Here is a 14986-nt window from a genome sequence, read left to right on the forward strand (position 1 = left end):
TCACGTCGCCCGCGGGTGGGCGCCCGCCCACACTTCACGCAGCGCATGCACGGTGACCATGGTGTAGATCTGCGTCGTCGTGACCGAAGCATGTCCGAGCAACTCCTGCACCACCCGGACGTCGGCGCCGCCCTCGAGCAGATGCGTCGCGAAGGAGTGCCGAAGCACGTGGGGTGAGACCGCGGCCTTGATTCCGGCCCGCTCGGCGGCGTCCTGCAGCACCTGCCAGGCACTTTGTCGTGACAACCGTCCGCCGCGGGCATTGAGGAAGATCGCGGGCGTCCCGCGGCCGCGGCGGGCCAGGTCGGGGCGGCCGCGCACCAGGTAGGCGTCGAGCGCGCTGACGGCTGGCCTGCCGACCGGGACCAGTCGCTGCTTGCCACCCTTACCGCGCAACAACGCCGAGCGGGCTTGGGTGTCGATGTCGTCGATGTCGAGACCGACCGCCTCTGATATGCGCGCGCCTGTCGAGTACAGCAGTTCGAGCAGGGCCCGGTTGCGCAGCGTCAGCGGCCCGTCGGCCTCGCCGTCGCCGCCCGCGCCTTCGAGCAGGGCAAGCACCTCGTCGATGGACAGGCTCTTGGGCAGTCGCCGGCTCGGGGTCGGTGGCTTGACCTCCCGCGCCACGTCGACCGCCGTGAGCCCTTCGGAGGCGGCGAAGCGGTGCAGGCCCCGCACGGCCACCACCGCACGCGCCGCTGAAACCGCCGACAGCGGCGTGATTTTCGTCTCCGGATCGCCGCGGCGAAGGGATACCAGAAAGTCGCTGACATCGGCCTCGGTGACTTTCGCGAGATCGTCTATGCCCCGCTCGGTCAGGTGCTCGGAGTACCGGCGCAAGTCCCGGCGATAGGAACTGAGGGTGTTGGCCGCGACGCCGCGCTCGATGGTGAGGTGGTCGAGATAGCCCTGCAGTTGATCATCGAGCGCGCAGCGGAACGCGGTCATTTGTCCGCCTGGCGCGCCGCGAACGCCTTCGACCTGTCGATCCATGGCGCGTCCACGGGCCGAAGCGTGGCCGGGTCCTCGACATCGTGGGCAGCGAGGATGCCCGCTATCGCAATGGAATTGACGATTTCGCCGTTCAACACCATGCGTCTGGCCTGTTCCAGAGGGACCCAATCCACCTGCAGGTCGGCCTCCTCGTCATGAGCCTCTGGACGGCCGACGTCGGTGATGCCGGTCGCGAGGTAGACGCGTACACATTCGTCGCTGAATCCGGGCGCCGTGACGAGGTCGACCAAAACGCGCCACTCGGCCGCCTCGAGTCCGGCCTCTTCCCTGAGTTCGCGGGCGGCGGAGAGGTGCGGCGGTTCACCACCGAGATCGAGCAGACCGGCGGGCAGTTCCCATAGTCGGCGGCCGACCGGATGCCGGTACTGGTAGACCATGACGACGTTGTTGCCCGCGTCCAGCGCGACAACAGCCACGGCACCGTAGTGCTCTATGACTTCCCGTCGCGCGATGTTGCCTTGCGGCATTCGCACCTGGTCGGTGCGCAGCGCGAAAATCTGACCGACATAGATTGTTTCGCTGGTGACTGTCTCGAACTCGTGGTCAGCCACGGGCCGCAGGCTCTTGCAGCAGTTGCGTGCCGTTGTCGTGATGCTCGACGCCATTCGCACGCTGCTCCGGAATATCCATGCCCGGCAACCGTTCCTCGGCTTTGTAGTTCAGCGACGCACCGATGAACGCGACGAACAGCGGATGCGGCCGGGTGGGCCTGCTCTTGAGTTCCGGGTGCGCTTGGGTGCCGACGATGAACGGATGAACGTCGGCGGCGTACTCGACGAACTCCACCAGATGTCCGTCCGGTGAGGTGCCGGAGAACTTCAGCCCACTTTCGGCGATACGGTCGCGGTACTCGTTGTTCACCTCGTAGCGGTGGCGGTGCCGCTCGGACACTTCGGTGGCCTGATAGGCCTGCGCCACAATCGATCCCGATTCGAGCACGGCCGGATAGGCACCCAGTCGCATGGTGCCGCCGAGATCGGCTTCGCCTGCCACCGCGTCGCGCTGGTCGGCCATCGTGGAGATGACGGGATCCGGTGTCTTGGGGTCGAACTCGGCGGAGTTGGCTTCGGTGAGGCCAACCGTTCGGGCCGCCTCGATCACAATGCACTGCAGCCCAAGGCACAGCCCCAGTACCGGCAACCCCCGCTTACGCGCGTGGGTGATGGCGCCGATCTTGCCCTCGATGCCGCGGATGCCGAACCCGCCGGGGATCAGCACGCCGTGCACATCGTTGAGCGCGGCGGCGGCACCGCTCTCGGTTTCGCAGTCGTCTGAAGCCACCCAGCGCATCTCGACCTTGGCGCGATGCTTGAAGCCGCCTGCCCGCAGTGCCTCTGCCACCGACAGATAGGCATCGGACAGGTCGATGTATTTGCCCACCAACGCGATCCGCACGGTTTCGTGCGGTTCGTGTACCCGCTGCAGCAGGTCGTTCCACTGGGTCCAGTCGACGTCGCGGAACGGCAGATTCAGCCGACGCACCACATAGGCGTCGAGCTCCTCGCGGTGCAGCACCTTGGGGATGTCGTAGATCGACGGTGCGTCCGGAGTGGAGATGACGCCGTCGATGTCGACGTCGCACATCAGCGCGATCTTGTTCTTCAGCGGTTCGGGCACGTCGCGGTCGCAGCGCAGGATCAGCGCGTCGGGCGTGATACCGATGCTGCGCAGGGCGGCCACGGAGTGTTGCGTCGGTTTGGTCTTCAGCTCACCCGACGGCGCCATATAGGGCACCAGCGAGCAGTGCAGGAAGAAGCAGTTCTCCCGGCCGACCTCGTGGCGCACCTGGCGGGCGGCTTCCAGGAAGGGCAGCGATTCGATGTCGCCGACGGTGCCGCCGATCTCGGTGATCACGACGTCGGGCCGGTGACCCTCGGCGTCCGCTGCGGCCATTGCCAGGATCCGGCTCTTGATCTCGTCGGTGATGTGTGGGATGACCTGGACGGTGTCGCCGAGGTATTCGCCGCGGCGCTCCTTCGCGATCACCGACGAATAGACCTGTCCCGTCGTCACATTGGCCGAGCCGGAAAGATTGCGATCCAGGAAGCGCTCGTAGTGCCCGACATCGAGATCGGTCTCGGCGCCGTCCTCGGTGACGAAGACCTCGCCGTGCTGGAACGGGTTCATGGTGCCGGGGTCGACGTTGAGATAGGGGTCCAGCTTCTGCATCGTGACCTGCAAGCCCCGCGCGGTGAGTAACTGGCCGAGGCTGGACGCCGTCAGGCCCTTACCGAGAGAAGAAACCACGCCGCCCGTTACGAAGAGGTGTTTGGTGGCGGTTTGCGGGTGCTTGCGTAACGCTGGCAAGAGCAACCTCCGTGACGACGGGCAGGGGATCGCTGAACTAGCTGGGGCCTGCCGACCCACGGAACCCCACCCTAACACCGACGCCGACAAGCCGGTGCTGACACGCCATCCGCGTTCACTGCGGCCCGGTTACCGATGCCGCGCCCTGGCCGGTGCTCACGGCGCTGCTCGGCCCAGCGTCCGACCTGGCCACCGCCACGACCGCGGTACCCGCCGCACAGCCGTCCCGGCCGGCGACCAGGCCCGTTCCGGGCAGACCCGCGTTTACGCGGTCTTCGTCAACACCAACGCTGCTTCGTCGTAAGGGAACAGGCGATAGAACAGTCGGAATGCCGGTGTGACGAGGTTCGCACCCTCAGCCTTACTCACGAGCCGCGGGCTGGCCAAATGGACAACCTGGCCCCGCTTGTGCAGTACCGTCGGGCCTCCCGCTAATACGTTCTTGAGCCAGTCCGACTTCACCCCGTAGCCGATGAGAATGACGAAGCCGTCTCGGGTCTTGAAAACCAACAGAGGTGTTCGATATGGATTGCCGGACTTACGTCCGACATGTTCAAGTGTCCCTAGACCGGGAAGCCACGGTGTGATCGAACGAGCCGCTGGATTAGTGACACGGCGGTTGAAATTTGCGACGGTACGCGGCATTCGCATGAAAGCCCCTTTTCCACAACGTGACTAGCCGCCAAGGCGAATGTGTACGCCTTGATGTGCTAGCTGATCGAAGGTGTAGACGAAGTCGCCACGATGGCTGACCGAGACGACATAGCGGTCCTGGGCTTCCGTGACCGGAAAGCGGAACGAGAAGGTGCAGGTCTGATCGTCGCCATGGCCCTGGCCCAATGCGGTCGTGCTCAGGATGTCGCCGTGGCCGTTGCGCACGATGACTTGAGTGTCGCCATTGATGTCGGCGTACCCGTTGACTCCGTGACAGGACGACCCATCTGAGGCGATCGAGCTGACCAGCGCGTCGGGGCCAGCCGCGGTCAGCACGAATGTCCCTGTAGCGGTGACAGTTTCGAAGATGTGGAAACCGCTGGTGAATCGCGGACAGAAGGCGTCGACTGCGATCTTGTCGGCGGGCGACCCTTGTTGCGGTCCGCCGTCGTCGAGCGCGCGGCAGACCTGCTTGCCGTGGGCGACCGCGTTGGCATCCGAGTTGAATTGCCCCGCCAGCCCAGCATCGTGCAGCACTGACAGATAGAGCTCCTCGGGAGGCGGCGACTGAGGCCGATGCGATACACGCATCGCCCACCACACCAGCGCCAGCATGACGATGATCGCCACGACTGCCCCGGTGCCTAGCCAGGTTGATCGGATGCTGAGCTTGTTGGGTGCCGGAAGGTCGACGTAGTCCGGGAGCATGGCGCCGCCGGTAGGGTCGCTGGCTTGTGCTCGCCCGTTGCGGACCCGGCTGGTCGGCCGCCCCCCAACGTAATACCGACCTTCATGGCGTCCGGTCGGGTCGGGCCGCCAACCCGACAGCGTGACGTCTTTCTGTGCCGGTCCGCACTTGTCGCACACGCCGCCCTCGCCCACAGGTGCCTGGCAATACGGGCAAGTCACGTTGACGGAACCTCGAGCGGTAACCAGGCGACAGCTGGGTCGAGACGAAGCATCACCCCATTCTGGCTCGCAGGATGCCGCAGGCGGTGCGATCGTCGCTCGCCCGCAACGGATCAGTCCAGTTGCGCCGCGACGCTGGGTTGCGTGGCATTCTTTGCTTCCTGGTAAGCCGACTCAAGAGCCGCCGGAACCGCTTCTAGGTCGCGGTACACGCCCATCAGTTGTTCCAGGACCTTGATTCGTTGCTCATGTGCGTCGTTCACCGCCCGCCAGGCCTGCTCACGGTAATAGTCGGCTTCTTGTTTCGCGTCGGCGAGAAGTTGTTCGCGCTCCTGCTGGGCGTCCTGCGACGCCTCCTCGATCTCGGTTCGGGTTGCGGCACGCATCCGGGCCAGTTCGGCGTCGAGCTCCTTCTTGGTTGCCTCATTCTCTGCCGTCAAGGCGGTCCGCTTCGCGACCAGATCCGCCAACACTTCCTCGTGCGTGCGTCGCTCGGCATCGACCTCGTCCTTGGCCGCCGTGATCAGCGCATCCGCCTCGGCGCGCGCTTCTGACTGCATCTCGGCGATTTCGTCGACCGCCCGCCGCAGCATCTTTGCCATGCGCTGTTGCACTGCCTGGGGTGCCGGTGAGGTATCCGTGAGGGTCGCGACTTCCTTCCGCAACGCGGTGGCCTCGTCGTCGCGTTCCTTCAGCCGCGCTCTCAAGCTTTCGACATCGTTCATCAGCAACCGCTGTTTGGTGGTCGATGCCTCGATGTAGGCGTCCACCGCGGCCGCATCGTAGCCCCTGAATGTGCGAGAAAACGTCTTTGCGGGTTCGATTATCACTGCAGAATTCCCCTCCTGAAAACGCCTGGTATACCCCGCGAGGCCGACCCGCAACCGAGTATTGCACGGGCATGTGATGACCCGATGACGTCACCTCGTGGCCTCAGGCGATCGCACGAGAAACTGTGTCGATTTGCGGCCCGACAGTACGAATAGTGCTGTCTGAGAGGCGGTTTCGAGTCCTCGACGCTGGGCAGCCCCTTTGACGGCCATATGCCCAGTGGGCGACCCGCGTCTTCGGTGAGCGGGCAGGCGGGCTATTGGGGCAGGGTCACCGATGCGGCGCCCTGGCCGACGCCGTACTGGCCGGGCCGTCCGCCACTGATCAGATCGCTCAGCGCAAGCACGGTGGTGATCCGGCCGGGCTCGGCGTTTACGTCGTCGATTGTGCTCACCGCGCTGCTCAGTCCGGCGTCCGACCTCGTCACCGCGACGGCGGCGGTGCCGGACGCCGACCCGTCCCGGCCGGCGATCACGGTGCCCGAGCCATGGGGAGCAAGCCCCGCTGCGAAGCGCGCAACCGTGGCACCCTGATTGCCCGCACCGTCGCCCAGTCCCCCGCCGGTGACGATCAGCGCGGTGTTGGCGGCCCCGATGCGCTGAGTGCCGTACGTCACGAAACCGGTGTCGCGCAGCGCCGTGAGTACGGTGTCGCGCTGAGCGTCGTCGACCGCCTGCACCTTCGGATCCCTGTTGACCAGCAGCGCGATGCCCAACAAATCACCGGCCTGCGATCCCTGATCCACCGACTTGGTGCTCAATTGCGTTCCGGCGGGCACGATCGGCGAATTCACCACCGACAGCAGCTTCTCTGCGGAGTTCGCATCGACGAACTCCTGCGTCAACGCGACGGTGCCGGTGACCGTGCCGCCGGCTTGTCCGACCATTCGGGTCAGTGCGTCGACATCATCGTCGTCGGCGTCGGGTGTGCGAAACACCACCACCGACTTGGTCTGCAACACGTCGTGCAGAATCCTCGGCGACATCTGAGCGTCGAACTCACCTGCGGCGTTGAGCTTTTCGTTCAGTGCGTTCTTGTCGTCGGTGAGCGTGTTGATCTGGTTCTGCAGCTGATGTTTGTCGTCACGCAGCCCGGACAGCAATGTGTTGGACAGCAGACCCGATCCGAGCGCCACACCGACCGCCAGCGCCAGAAACACGGCAGCGAGGGAAATCGCATGCGTGCGGAGGGAAATCATGAGAGCTCCCTAGGCAACCAAGCCCTGGACCCAGAGCGAGAACCGATTCCAGTAGTCGGCGACCCAGTCGAGCACCGCGGCGTCGGCACGCGACACCCACAGCGCCGCGATCACCGCGATCAGCATGGCGAGTACCAGAAGCGCGATCGCTCCGCCGGACACCCGGCTGCGGTACAGCGTGGCAACTGCCTTGGCGTCCACCAGCTTTTCGCCGACCTTGAGCCGGGTCAAAAAGGTCGACGGGTTGCTCTGCTGGCGTGACCGGTCGAAGAACTCCTCGATGCTGGCTGAGTGGCCTGCGGTGACGATCAGCGATGCGCCGTGGTGATCACACAACAGCAGGGCCAGGTCAGCAGCGGACCCCGCGGCGGGGAACGTCATCGCGCCGACGCCCAGATCCTGGATGCGTTCCAGCCCTGCCGCGTGGCCGTCGGCGTCGGCGGGCAGCACCACCTGCGCCCCGCAGCGCAACGTCTCGGCGCTGATCTTGTCGGGGTCACCGACGATCAGCTGTGGTCGGTAGCCGGCCTTGCGTAGGACGTCGGCGCCGACGCCGACCCCGACCAGGACCGGCTGGTACTCCTTGATGAACGGCTTGAGCGCCTTCAAGTCGGCCGCCGCGCTGAGGTCCTCGGCGACGATCACCACGTGTCGGCGGTTGACGTCGACATCGATGTCGGGGATGCCGATGCCGTCGATCAGCAACGGAGACTCACTGCGGATGAACTCGATCGTGTTGCCCGCGAACGCCTCGAGGTGTGCGACAAGGCCGCTCTTGGCCTCGTGCATCAATTCGTGGATCTCGAGGTCGGTGCGCTCGGTACCGAGAATCAGTTGCCGATCTCCGGCGTACACCCCGCCCTCGTGCAGTCGCACGCGGGCACCGTCCTTCACTTTCTTGAAGACCTCGGGGCCGGTCTCGTCGATCAGCGTGACGCCGTTGGCGACGAGCACCTCGGGGCCCAGGTTCGGATATCGGCCGGAGATCGACGGCGACGCGTTGATGACCGCCGCGACGTTGGCCTCGACGAGCGCGTCGGCGGTGATCCGGTCGAGATCCAGTGCGTCGATGACGACGATGTCGCCGGGGGTGACTCGCCGAAGCAGCCGATCGATGTCGCGGTCAACTCGGGCGGTGCCGGTGATGCCCGGCCGTGAGTTGGCAGAACGGGAGAGCAGCGCTGACATCTTCATAGGGGCTCATTCTGTTCGGCCGATATCCGGCGGTGTCGGAGGCGCGCCGTAACATCAGCCCCAGAAGCACCTTTTGTCACAAGTGCAACAGTGTCGTGTCAGCCCTGATACGCCTCGAACAACTCGACGAGGTTGCCCGACGGATCCATTGCCAGGGCTTGTTTCCCGCCCCGGCCAGTGATCGTGTCACCGCGGAACGCGACGCCCGCCTCCGTGAGTTCGGCCACCGCGGCATCCAGGTCCTCGACCTGCACTTGGAAGCGGTTCCACCCGCCCGGTTGCGGCGTCGAACCGTCGGACAGCGTCTGGCCGGCACCACCGCCGCCGCCCGGAGTGTTCAACAGCAGGCGCAGGTCATCTTTGCGCAGCATCGCAAACCCCGGACCGGGTTTCATGACCACATCGAAGTGAAGGTGACGTGTGTAGAAGTCCGCTGCCGCATCGACATCCTCGACGATGTAGCGAACGCTGAATTCGGTCATCATTACACCTCCTAGAAGTTATGATACAGAAGTGTCCCAAAAGATGCACCGCCTCGACCCGCGCATCGAGGAGTCGCGTCGCGTCATCCTGCGCGCTGCGCTCGACGAGTTCGCGACGGCGGGCTACCGCGGCTTCCGGATGGAGTCGGTAGCGGCCATCGCCGGCGTCGGCCGAAGCACGGTGTACCGGCACTGGCCGAACAAGGCCGCGTTGATCGCCGACGCGCTCGAGACGCTCAATGTGCAGCCTGACCCCGCGCCCGAGTTCTCCGATGGCGACGCGCGCGCAGGAGTCGCGCTGATTCTCGAGCATTTGGTCGAGGCCCTGCACAATTCGCCGTTGTCGGCGTGTGTGCCTGCGCTGGTGCACGCCGCCGACACGGAACCCGCGGTTCGGGACTTCCTGCGCGGCTATTCGAGGCGCAGGCGGCAAAGGTTGACCGCCACGATCGCGGCCGGCGTCGAGGCCGGCGAACTCCCGTCCCGCATCGACCCCGACGTGGCCTCCGTTGCGCTGGCGGGCGCGATGTTCTACCGGCGGTTGATCACGGTGGATGCGCCGGACGCGGAGTTCGTCACGCGCTTGATGGACACCGTGCTCGGCCGCTAGTCCGATCGGTCGTTCTGCGCCGCGTCCAGCAACTCCCTTGCGTGCGCGCGGCCGCTGTCAGACTCCCCCAACCCAGCGAGCATCCGTGCGAGTTCGGCGACACGCTCGTCATCGTCGAGGCGGCGCACCCCGCTCGATTTGGTGCGCCCGCCGGCACTGTCGATCATCAAGTGAACGTCGGCGTGGGCGGCGACCTGAGGCAGATGCGTCACGACGATGACCTGATGCGTGCGGGCCAATCTGGCCAGCCGACGACCGATCTGCACCGCCGCGCGTCCACCCACACCGGCATCCACCTCGTCGAACACCATCGTCGTGCCTTCCGCCGACGCCGCCAGCACCACCTCAAGGGCCAGCATGACCCGCGACAGTTCGCCACCGGAGGCGCTCTTGCTCAACGGCAACACGTCGGTGCCGCGGTGTGCGGCGAAGCCGAACTCGACGGCGTCGACACCGTCCTGGCCGGCGTGCACGGTGACTCCGTTCGGCAGAGTCAGCGGCGCGGAATCGTCGGTGCGGGCTGGCAGGGCTGCGACCGTCACGGTGAACTCCGCGTCGGCCATCGCCAGGCCCGCCAGTTCGGCGGTGACCGCCTTCGCGAGGCTCTTCGCGGCCTTGGCCCGCGACTTGGTGAGGTCCGTTGCCGCACTGACGACTTTGCTTTCGAGTTCACCGACACGCCGCTCGAGTTCGGTGAGCGCCTCCTCGGAGACGTCAAGCAGTTCGAGGCGTTCTCGCGACTCCGCCGCCCACGTCAACACACCGTCGATGTCTGCCGCGTACTTGCGGGTCAGGGTGCGCAACTCGCTCTGCCGGGCCAACTTGGTCTCCAGAGTGCTTGCGTCGCTGGGCAGTCCGGCCAGATAGTCGCCGAGTTCGGTCGAGACGTCACTCAATACGGCCAACGCGCCGGCCAGTTGTTCGGACAGCGCGCGCAGCGTCGAATCATCGGTGGCCTCGAGGACCGACTTCGCATGCCCCACGCTGTTGGCGGCCGACGCGCCCGACGGATCGTCGTCCAATCCCGAGAGTGCGGCGCGTGCCGACTGCGCAGCCTCGCGCAGCGCGTCGAGTTCCGACAGCCGCCTGATGTCGAGGACGAGGGCCTCGTCCTCGCCGGGTTCCGGTGCGACGGCGTCGATTTCGTTGAGCCCGAACTTGAGCCGGTCGGCTTCCTGCGCCAACTCGCGGGCGCGTTGCTTACGGTCGGCCAGGTCGCGACGGGCGTCCAGCCAGTCGCCGCGCACCCGCCGATAGCGTTTCAATTGCGATTCGACGTCGACGGATCGGTCGAGGGCCGCGCGTTGTTCTTCCGGTCGCATCAACCGCAGTTGGTCGTTCTGACCGTGCAGGGCGAGCAGTTCGTTGGTGAACGTGCTGAGCGACTTGGCGGGCACGCTGCGGCCACCGAGGTAGGCCCTTGACGGACCGTCGCGGCTGACGGATCGCGCGGCGATGACACTGCCGTCATCGTCGCGCTCTGCGCCCGAGGACTCCAGGATGTCGTCGATCCTGGCCGCCACGCCGTCGCCGAGTTCAGTTGTGCTGAACCGGCCTTCGACCACCGCACGACCGGCGCCCGAGCGTACGCGGGTGGCGTCGGCGCGCGCGCCGCCAAGCAGATGCAGGCCGGTGACCACCATCGTCTTGCCCGTACCGGTCTCACCGGTCAACACGGTGAACCCGCGATCGAACTCGGCGGTCGCGGTGCTGATGGCACCGAGTGACTCGATACGGATTTCGGATAGCACTACTGCCCGCGCCACCCTTTGACTGGTAACCGGAACTTGCGCACCAGGCGGTCGGTGAACGGCGCGCTGTCCAGCCGTACCCACTTCAGTGGGGTACCGCAGCGCGTCACCTCCAACCGGCCGCCGGCAGGGACGGTCATCTCGCGGCGACCGTCGCAGAACACCAGCGCGTCGTGGCCGGACGCCTCCACCTCGATGGCGATCGCGGCGTCCGGACTGGTGACCATCGGCCGGGCGAACAGTGCGTGAGCGTTGTTGGGCACCACAATGATTGCGTCCAGGTCCGGCCACACGATCGGTCCGCCGGCGGAGAACGCCCATGCGGTGGACCCGGTCGGCGTTGCGACCAACACGCCATCGCAGCCGAACGACGACACCGGCCTGCCGTCGACCTCGAGGACCGCGCCAAGCACGCCCAGCCGAGGTCCCTTCTCCAGGCTGGCCTCGTTGAGCGCCCAACCGCGCTCGACGATCTCACCGTGGGCGCGCACCACGACGTCGAGGGTCATCCGCTCCTCGACGCGGTAGTCGCGCTTGACGACGTGCTCGAGCACTGTGTCGATGTGATCGGCCTCCGCCTCGGCCAGGAAACCGATGCGGCCGAGGTTCACGCCCAACACCGGAATCTCGACGTTGCGTGCGAGTTCGGCGGCGCGCAGAAACGTGCCGTCGCCGCCGAGCACCAGCACCAGTTCACAACCCTCGGCGGCGCGTTCGTCGGCGTCGACCACCTCGATGTCGACACCGAGGGCACGCATGTCGTCGGGCGCCAGACGCAGCGGCCCGCGGTCGACAGCTTCCGCGGAAAGTAGTCGCAGCCCAATACCGTTGTCGCCCAACACCTTTTCCACACGCCGCGCGACATCGGTGGCCTCGTCGCGGCCCGTGTGCACCACCAGCAGGATGTTGCGTTCACAGGTCATTGCGGCCCCTCCGCGACGGCTTGGTGGATCGCGTGCGCAAGCGCGTCGCCCCGCAGCGGGGCGTCGGCCATGGCGCGCAGGTGCAGGAAGTATTCGACGTTGCCGGACGGCCCTGGCAGTGGGCTGGCCGTGACGCCGACGGTATGCCATTGGAGCTGGGCGGCCTTGTCCGCGACGGTGCGCACCGCCTCCGCGCGCAGTTCGGGGTCTGAGACCACCCCGCCCGCTCCGACCCGGTCCTTACCAACCTCAAACTGCGGCTTCACCATAGGAACGATATCCGCCTCTGCTGAGGCGCAGGCGGTCAGCGCCGGCAGCACGGTGGACAGCGAGATGAACGACAAATCGGCAACCACCAGGTCGACCGGCCCCCCGATCGCCTCGGAGGTCAGGTCACGGACGTTGGTGCGTTCGAGTACGTGCACGCGCGGGTCGTTGCGCAAGGACCAGGCCAACTGGCCGTAGCCGACGTCGGCGGCGACCACCTCCCGGGCACCCCGGTCAAGCAGCACTTCGGTGAAACCTCCCGTTGACGCGCCCGCGTCCAGACAGCGCCGGTTGTCGACCGGCAATGCGAACGCATCCAAGGCACCGATCAGCTTGTGCGCGCCGCGCGATGCCCAGGTCCGCTCGTCAGCGCCCTCGACCCGAAGGGACGCCGTGACCGCGATCGCGGTGGCTGGTTTGGCCGCGGGCATGCCGTCGATGGAGACCCGCCCGGCGCCGATCAACTCGGCGGCCTGCTGGCGGGAACGCGCAAGGCCGCGCCTCACCAGCTCGGCGTCCACACGAGCGCGCCGCGTCACGAGCGGTTAACCCTTCTCGACGGATTCCAACGCATGCACCAGCAGGTCGTGGGCCTCTTCGAGCCGCGCCGCGACGGCCTCGATATCCGAATCGGCCAGCTGATCGAAGCCAGAGCCCTCCTGGGCGGGATCGGGCACGTCTGCCAGCAACTCGGCGATCTGGGCGCGGATCTGGTCGGGGTCGGTACTCATTTCGGTGTTTACGCTAGCCGATTCGGCGGACCGAGCAGGGACCAGCGGTCCATGGCCTGTCGCGCCATGTCGTCGCCCGCCGTCAATACGACACGGCTGCCGTCGACTTGAGCACTCCACACCGCGTTGGCGGTGGCGCGAACCACCGACAGCGGGTCGCCGGGATCGCGTCCCGTGGACTGCACCGTCACCGCTGTCGGGCCTACGTCGACGTACCACGCCGGATGCGGTCCGATGCGAAGTGAGTCGGCGCGCGCGTCGAGCGCGCGGAGGTCCTCGGCGATGTAGTTGGCGCGCTGTCCCACCGCCGCACGCACGGTGTCGGCGGCCGTGCTGACGCCGCTCAGCACGTGCAGGCTGGGCAGCCCGGCGGCGTTGGCACCCGCGATATCGGTGTCGAGACGGTCGCCGACGACAAGCGGGCTGCGAAACTTGCCGCGCGCCAACGCATCCATCAACAGTGTCGGCTCGGGCTTCCCGGCCACCTGCGGCTTGGTATCGGTGGCCGCACGCAGGGCGGCGACCATCGCACCGTTTCCCGGCAGCAACCCGCGCTCGGAGGGCAGTGTCTTGTCGACGTTCGCGGCTACCCACAGAGCGCCGGCGCGGATGGCCAGCGCTGCCTCCGCGAGATCGGGCCACGAAGTCTGAGGCGAATGTCCTTGGACGACGGCGACAGGATCGTCCGCCCATTGCCGGACCGGTGTGAGGCCGACCCTGCGCACCTCGGCCGCAAGTGACTCGGTGCCGACGATCAACACCGCCGCGCCGGGCTGCAACTGCTGTTGCAGCAGATGCGCCGCACCTTGGGCGCTGGTGACGACGTCGTCCGGGCCGGCGGTGAAGCCCATCGCGCACAGGTGCTGTGCGACTTCGGCGGGTCCGCGCGAAGCATTATTGGTGACGAACAGAATGCGGGAGCGGACTACCTTCAGCGTCTCAACGGCTCCTGGGGTGGCTTCGTGGCCGCGGAAGACGGTGCCGTCGAGATCTAGAAGTAAGCAATCATGGTCCTGCGCAAGGGTACTCACGATCAGGAAAGCTCCGTGATGCGCTCTTCGGCATCGGTGACGCCCTCGACGTCGGCGGCCGCGGCATGGATGAACCATTGCAGCGCGTCCTGGTTGCGGCCGAGCGCGAGCAGCGTCTCGGCATACGCGTAGAACAGCCGAGCGGCGGTCTGGCCCGTGCGGGTCGGATCGAGTTTCGGAGTCGACAACATGGCGAGGGCTTGCTCGTGCTGGCCCAGATCGGCGCGCGCGCCCGCCACGACGATGCGCAGTTCGTCGGCGTCGTCGCCGGTGAGTTGTGCGGCTTCTGGACCGCGGGCGAGCTCGATGGCGCGCTCGGGACGCCCGACGCCACGTTCGCAGTCGGCGATCAACGGCAGCAGCGGCGACCTGCTGCCCATCCGGCGTGCCGCGCGCAGTTCCGCCAGTGCTTGAGCCCAGTCTCCGCAGTGGTAGGCGGCGATGCCAACCGCCTCGCGCACCGCGGCGATGCGCCCGGATCGAGCGCGCGCGGCGCGCGCATGCGCCAGCGCGGCTTGTGGATCGTCCTCGAGGAGTTCGCCGGCCGCCACCAGATGCCGGGCCACCACATCGGCGGTCGAGCGATCCAAAGTGGTTAGCTCGCCCCGGATTTCGGGTGAGAGTTGCTTGGCTTCGATCTCCGCGGGAATCGGCGGCCCTTGCGGTCGCGGCGCTTCGCCCTCGCCGTGTTCGGGTTGAGCATTGCGCGCCCGATTGGGCCCGGACGATCGCGGCGCCTGCCGGTCGGTCCGCTGTCCGCGCCGTGGACCGTTCGAGCCGGCGGCACGCTTGGGGGACCGAATGGGACGCCGATCGTCGCTTCGGCCCTGCCTGTCCTCGCCCACTGCTGCCTTCCTGCCTTCACGAACCGCCCCGCAAAAGGATACGGCGCGACCGATTCGGCGACAATTCCGCCGTTTGCGGAATCGCAATTCGCATTCGCGAATACTAAATAGAATTGCCCCCCACGAAGTGTGGGGGGCAATTCCTAATTTGTGTTCGGCGGTGTCCTACTTTTCCACCCGTGTTGGGTAGTATCATCGGCGCTGGCAGGCTTAGCTTCCGGGTTCGGGATGGGTCCGGG

16 protein-coding genes and 1 rRNA gene are annotated in these 14986 nt (G+C 66.6%); 1 reads left to right on the top strand and 16 read right to left on the bottom strand.

The window, feature by feature from the left end; translation table 11 throughout:
- The 9 genes from xerD to ACGFK1_RS32660 form a co-directional block, all read right to left on the bottom strand.
- Nucleotides 1-948 carry a site-specific tyrosine recombinase XerD gene (xerD, locus tag ACGFK1_RS32620; RefSeq protein WP_393439848.1) on the bottom strand — a complete coding sequence of 316 codons (948 nt, stop codon included), beginning with the start codon at nucleotides 946-948 and terminating at the stop codon, nucleotides 1-3.
- The gene (locus tag ACGFK1_RS32625; RefSeq protein WP_393439851.1) at nucleotides 945-1565 is read right to left on the bottom strand and encodes an NUDIX domain-containing protein; all 621 of its coding nucleotides are present in this window, start codon (nucleotides 1563-1565) and stop codon (nucleotides 945-947) included. Before ACGFK1_RS32625 ends, xerD begins: the two co-directional genes overlap by 4 nt.
- A complete protein-coding gene (locus tag ACGFK1_RS32630) occupies nucleotides 1558-3321 on the bottom strand; it encodes a CTP synthase (protein WP_393439854.1) in 1764 nt (587 codons plus the stop codon). Before ACGFK1_RS32630 ends, ACGFK1_RS32625 begins: the two co-directional genes overlap by 8 nt.
- Nucleotides 3322-3585: 264 nt before the next feature.
- The gene (locus ACGFK1_RS32635) at nucleotides 3586-3972 is read right to left on the bottom strand and encodes a nitroreductase family deazaflavin-dependent oxidoreductase (protein ID WP_393439857.1); all 387 of its coding nucleotides are present in this window, start codon (nucleotides 3970-3972) and stop codon (nucleotides 3586-3588) included.
- 24 nt (nucleotides 3973-3996) lie between these two features.
- Nucleotides 3997-4884 carry a DUF732 domain-containing protein gene (locus tag ACGFK1_RS32640; protein ID WP_393439860.1) on the bottom strand — a complete coding sequence of 296 codons (888 nt, stop codon included), beginning with the start codon at nucleotides 4882-4884 and terminating at the stop codon, nucleotides 3997-3999.
- A 113-nt stretch (nucleotides 4885-4997) separates the two neighbouring features.
- Complete coding sequence (locus tag ACGFK1_RS32645) at nucleotides 4998-5714, bottom strand: DivIVA domain-containing protein (protein WP_393439896.1); 717 nt, start codon at nucleotides 5712-5714, stop codon at nucleotides 4998-5000.
- Nucleotides 5715-5971: 257 nt separating this feature from the next.
- Nucleotides 5972-6913, bottom strand: coding sequence for a copper transporter (locus tag ACGFK1_RS32650; RefSeq protein WP_393439863.1), 942 nt, complete (start codon nucleotides 6911-6913; stop codon nucleotides 5972-5974).
- A gap of 9 nt (nucleotides 6914-6922) precedes the next feature.
- Nucleotides 6923-8107 carry a putative cytokinetic ring protein SteA gene (steA, locus tag ACGFK1_RS32655; protein ID WP_393439866.1) on the bottom strand — a complete coding sequence of 395 codons (1185 nt, stop codon included), beginning with the start codon at nucleotides 8105-8107 and terminating at the stop codon, nucleotides 6923-6925.
- A 98-nt stretch (nucleotides 8108-8205) separates the two neighbouring features.
- Nucleotides 8206-8589 carry a VOC family protein gene (locus ACGFK1_RS32660; protein ID WP_393439869.1) on the bottom strand — a complete coding sequence of 128 codons (384 nt, stop codon included), beginning with the start codon at nucleotides 8587-8589 and terminating at the stop codon, nucleotides 8206-8208.
- Between the two features lie 31 nt (nucleotides 8590-8620).
- On the opposite strand from ACGFK1_RS32660, the gene ACGFK1_RS32665 reads away from it, so the two are divergent.
- The gene (locus ACGFK1_RS32665) at nucleotides 8621-9199 is read left to right on the top strand and encodes a TetR/AcrR family transcriptional regulator (RefSeq protein WP_393439872.1); all 579 of its coding nucleotides are present in this window, start codon (nucleotides 8621-8623) and stop codon (nucleotides 9197-9199) included.
- On the opposite strand, the gene recN is transcribed toward ACGFK1_RS32665, so the two are convergent.
- The 7 genes from recN to rrf all read right to left on the bottom strand — a co-directional run.
- On the bottom strand, nucleotides 9196-10950 hold the full coding sequence (recN, locus tag ACGFK1_RS32670) for a DNA repair protein RecN (RefSeq protein WP_393439899.1): 1755 nt from the start codon (nucleotides 10948-10950) through the stop codon (nucleotides 9196-9198). The two genes, ACGFK1_RS32665 and recN, sit on opposite strands and share 4 nt — an antisense overlap.
- Complete coding sequence (locus tag ACGFK1_RS32675; protein ID WP_393439875.1) at nucleotides 10950-11873, bottom strand: NAD kinase; 924 nt, start codon at nucleotides 11871-11873, stop codon at nucleotides 10950-10952. The genes recN and ACGFK1_RS32675 overlap by 1 nt, the downstream gene beginning before the upstream one ends.
- Entirely contained in the window at nucleotides 11870-12679 is an 810-nt protein-coding gene (locus ACGFK1_RS32680) for a TlyA family RNA methyltransferase (RefSeq protein WP_393439878.1), read from the bottom strand. The genes ACGFK1_RS32675 and ACGFK1_RS32680 overlap by 4 nt, the downstream gene beginning before the upstream one ends.
- 6 nt (nucleotides 12680-12685) lie before the next feature.
- Nucleotides 12686-12871 carry a hypothetical protein gene (locus ACGFK1_RS32685; RefSeq protein ID WP_393439881.1) on the bottom strand — a complete coding sequence of 62 codons (186 nt, stop codon included), beginning with the start codon at nucleotides 12869-12871 and terminating at the stop codon, nucleotides 12686-12688.
- A gap of 8 nt (nucleotides 12872-12879) precedes the next feature.
- Entirely contained in the window at nucleotides 12880-13902 is a 1023-nt protein-coding gene (locus ACGFK1_RS32690; RefSeq protein ID WP_393439884.1) for an HAD-IIA family hydrolase, read from the bottom strand.
- Nucleotides 13903-13904: 2 nt separating this feature from the next.
- A complete protein-coding gene (locus ACGFK1_RS32695; RefSeq protein ID WP_393439902.1) occupies nucleotides 13905-14705 on the bottom strand; it encodes a tetratricopeptide repeat protein in 801 nt (266 codons plus the stop codon).
- A gap of 194 nt (nucleotides 14706-14899) precedes the next feature.
- Nucleotides 14900-14986, bottom strand: a 5S ribosomal RNA gene (gene rrf, locus ACGFK1_RS32700); the annotation flags it as partial.

Source organism: Mycobacterium sp. NPDC048908 (assembly GCF_043197955.1).
In the GTDB taxonomy this organism is placed as follows: Bacteria; Actinomycetota; Actinomycetes; order Mycobacteriales; family Mycobacteriaceae; genus Mycobacterium.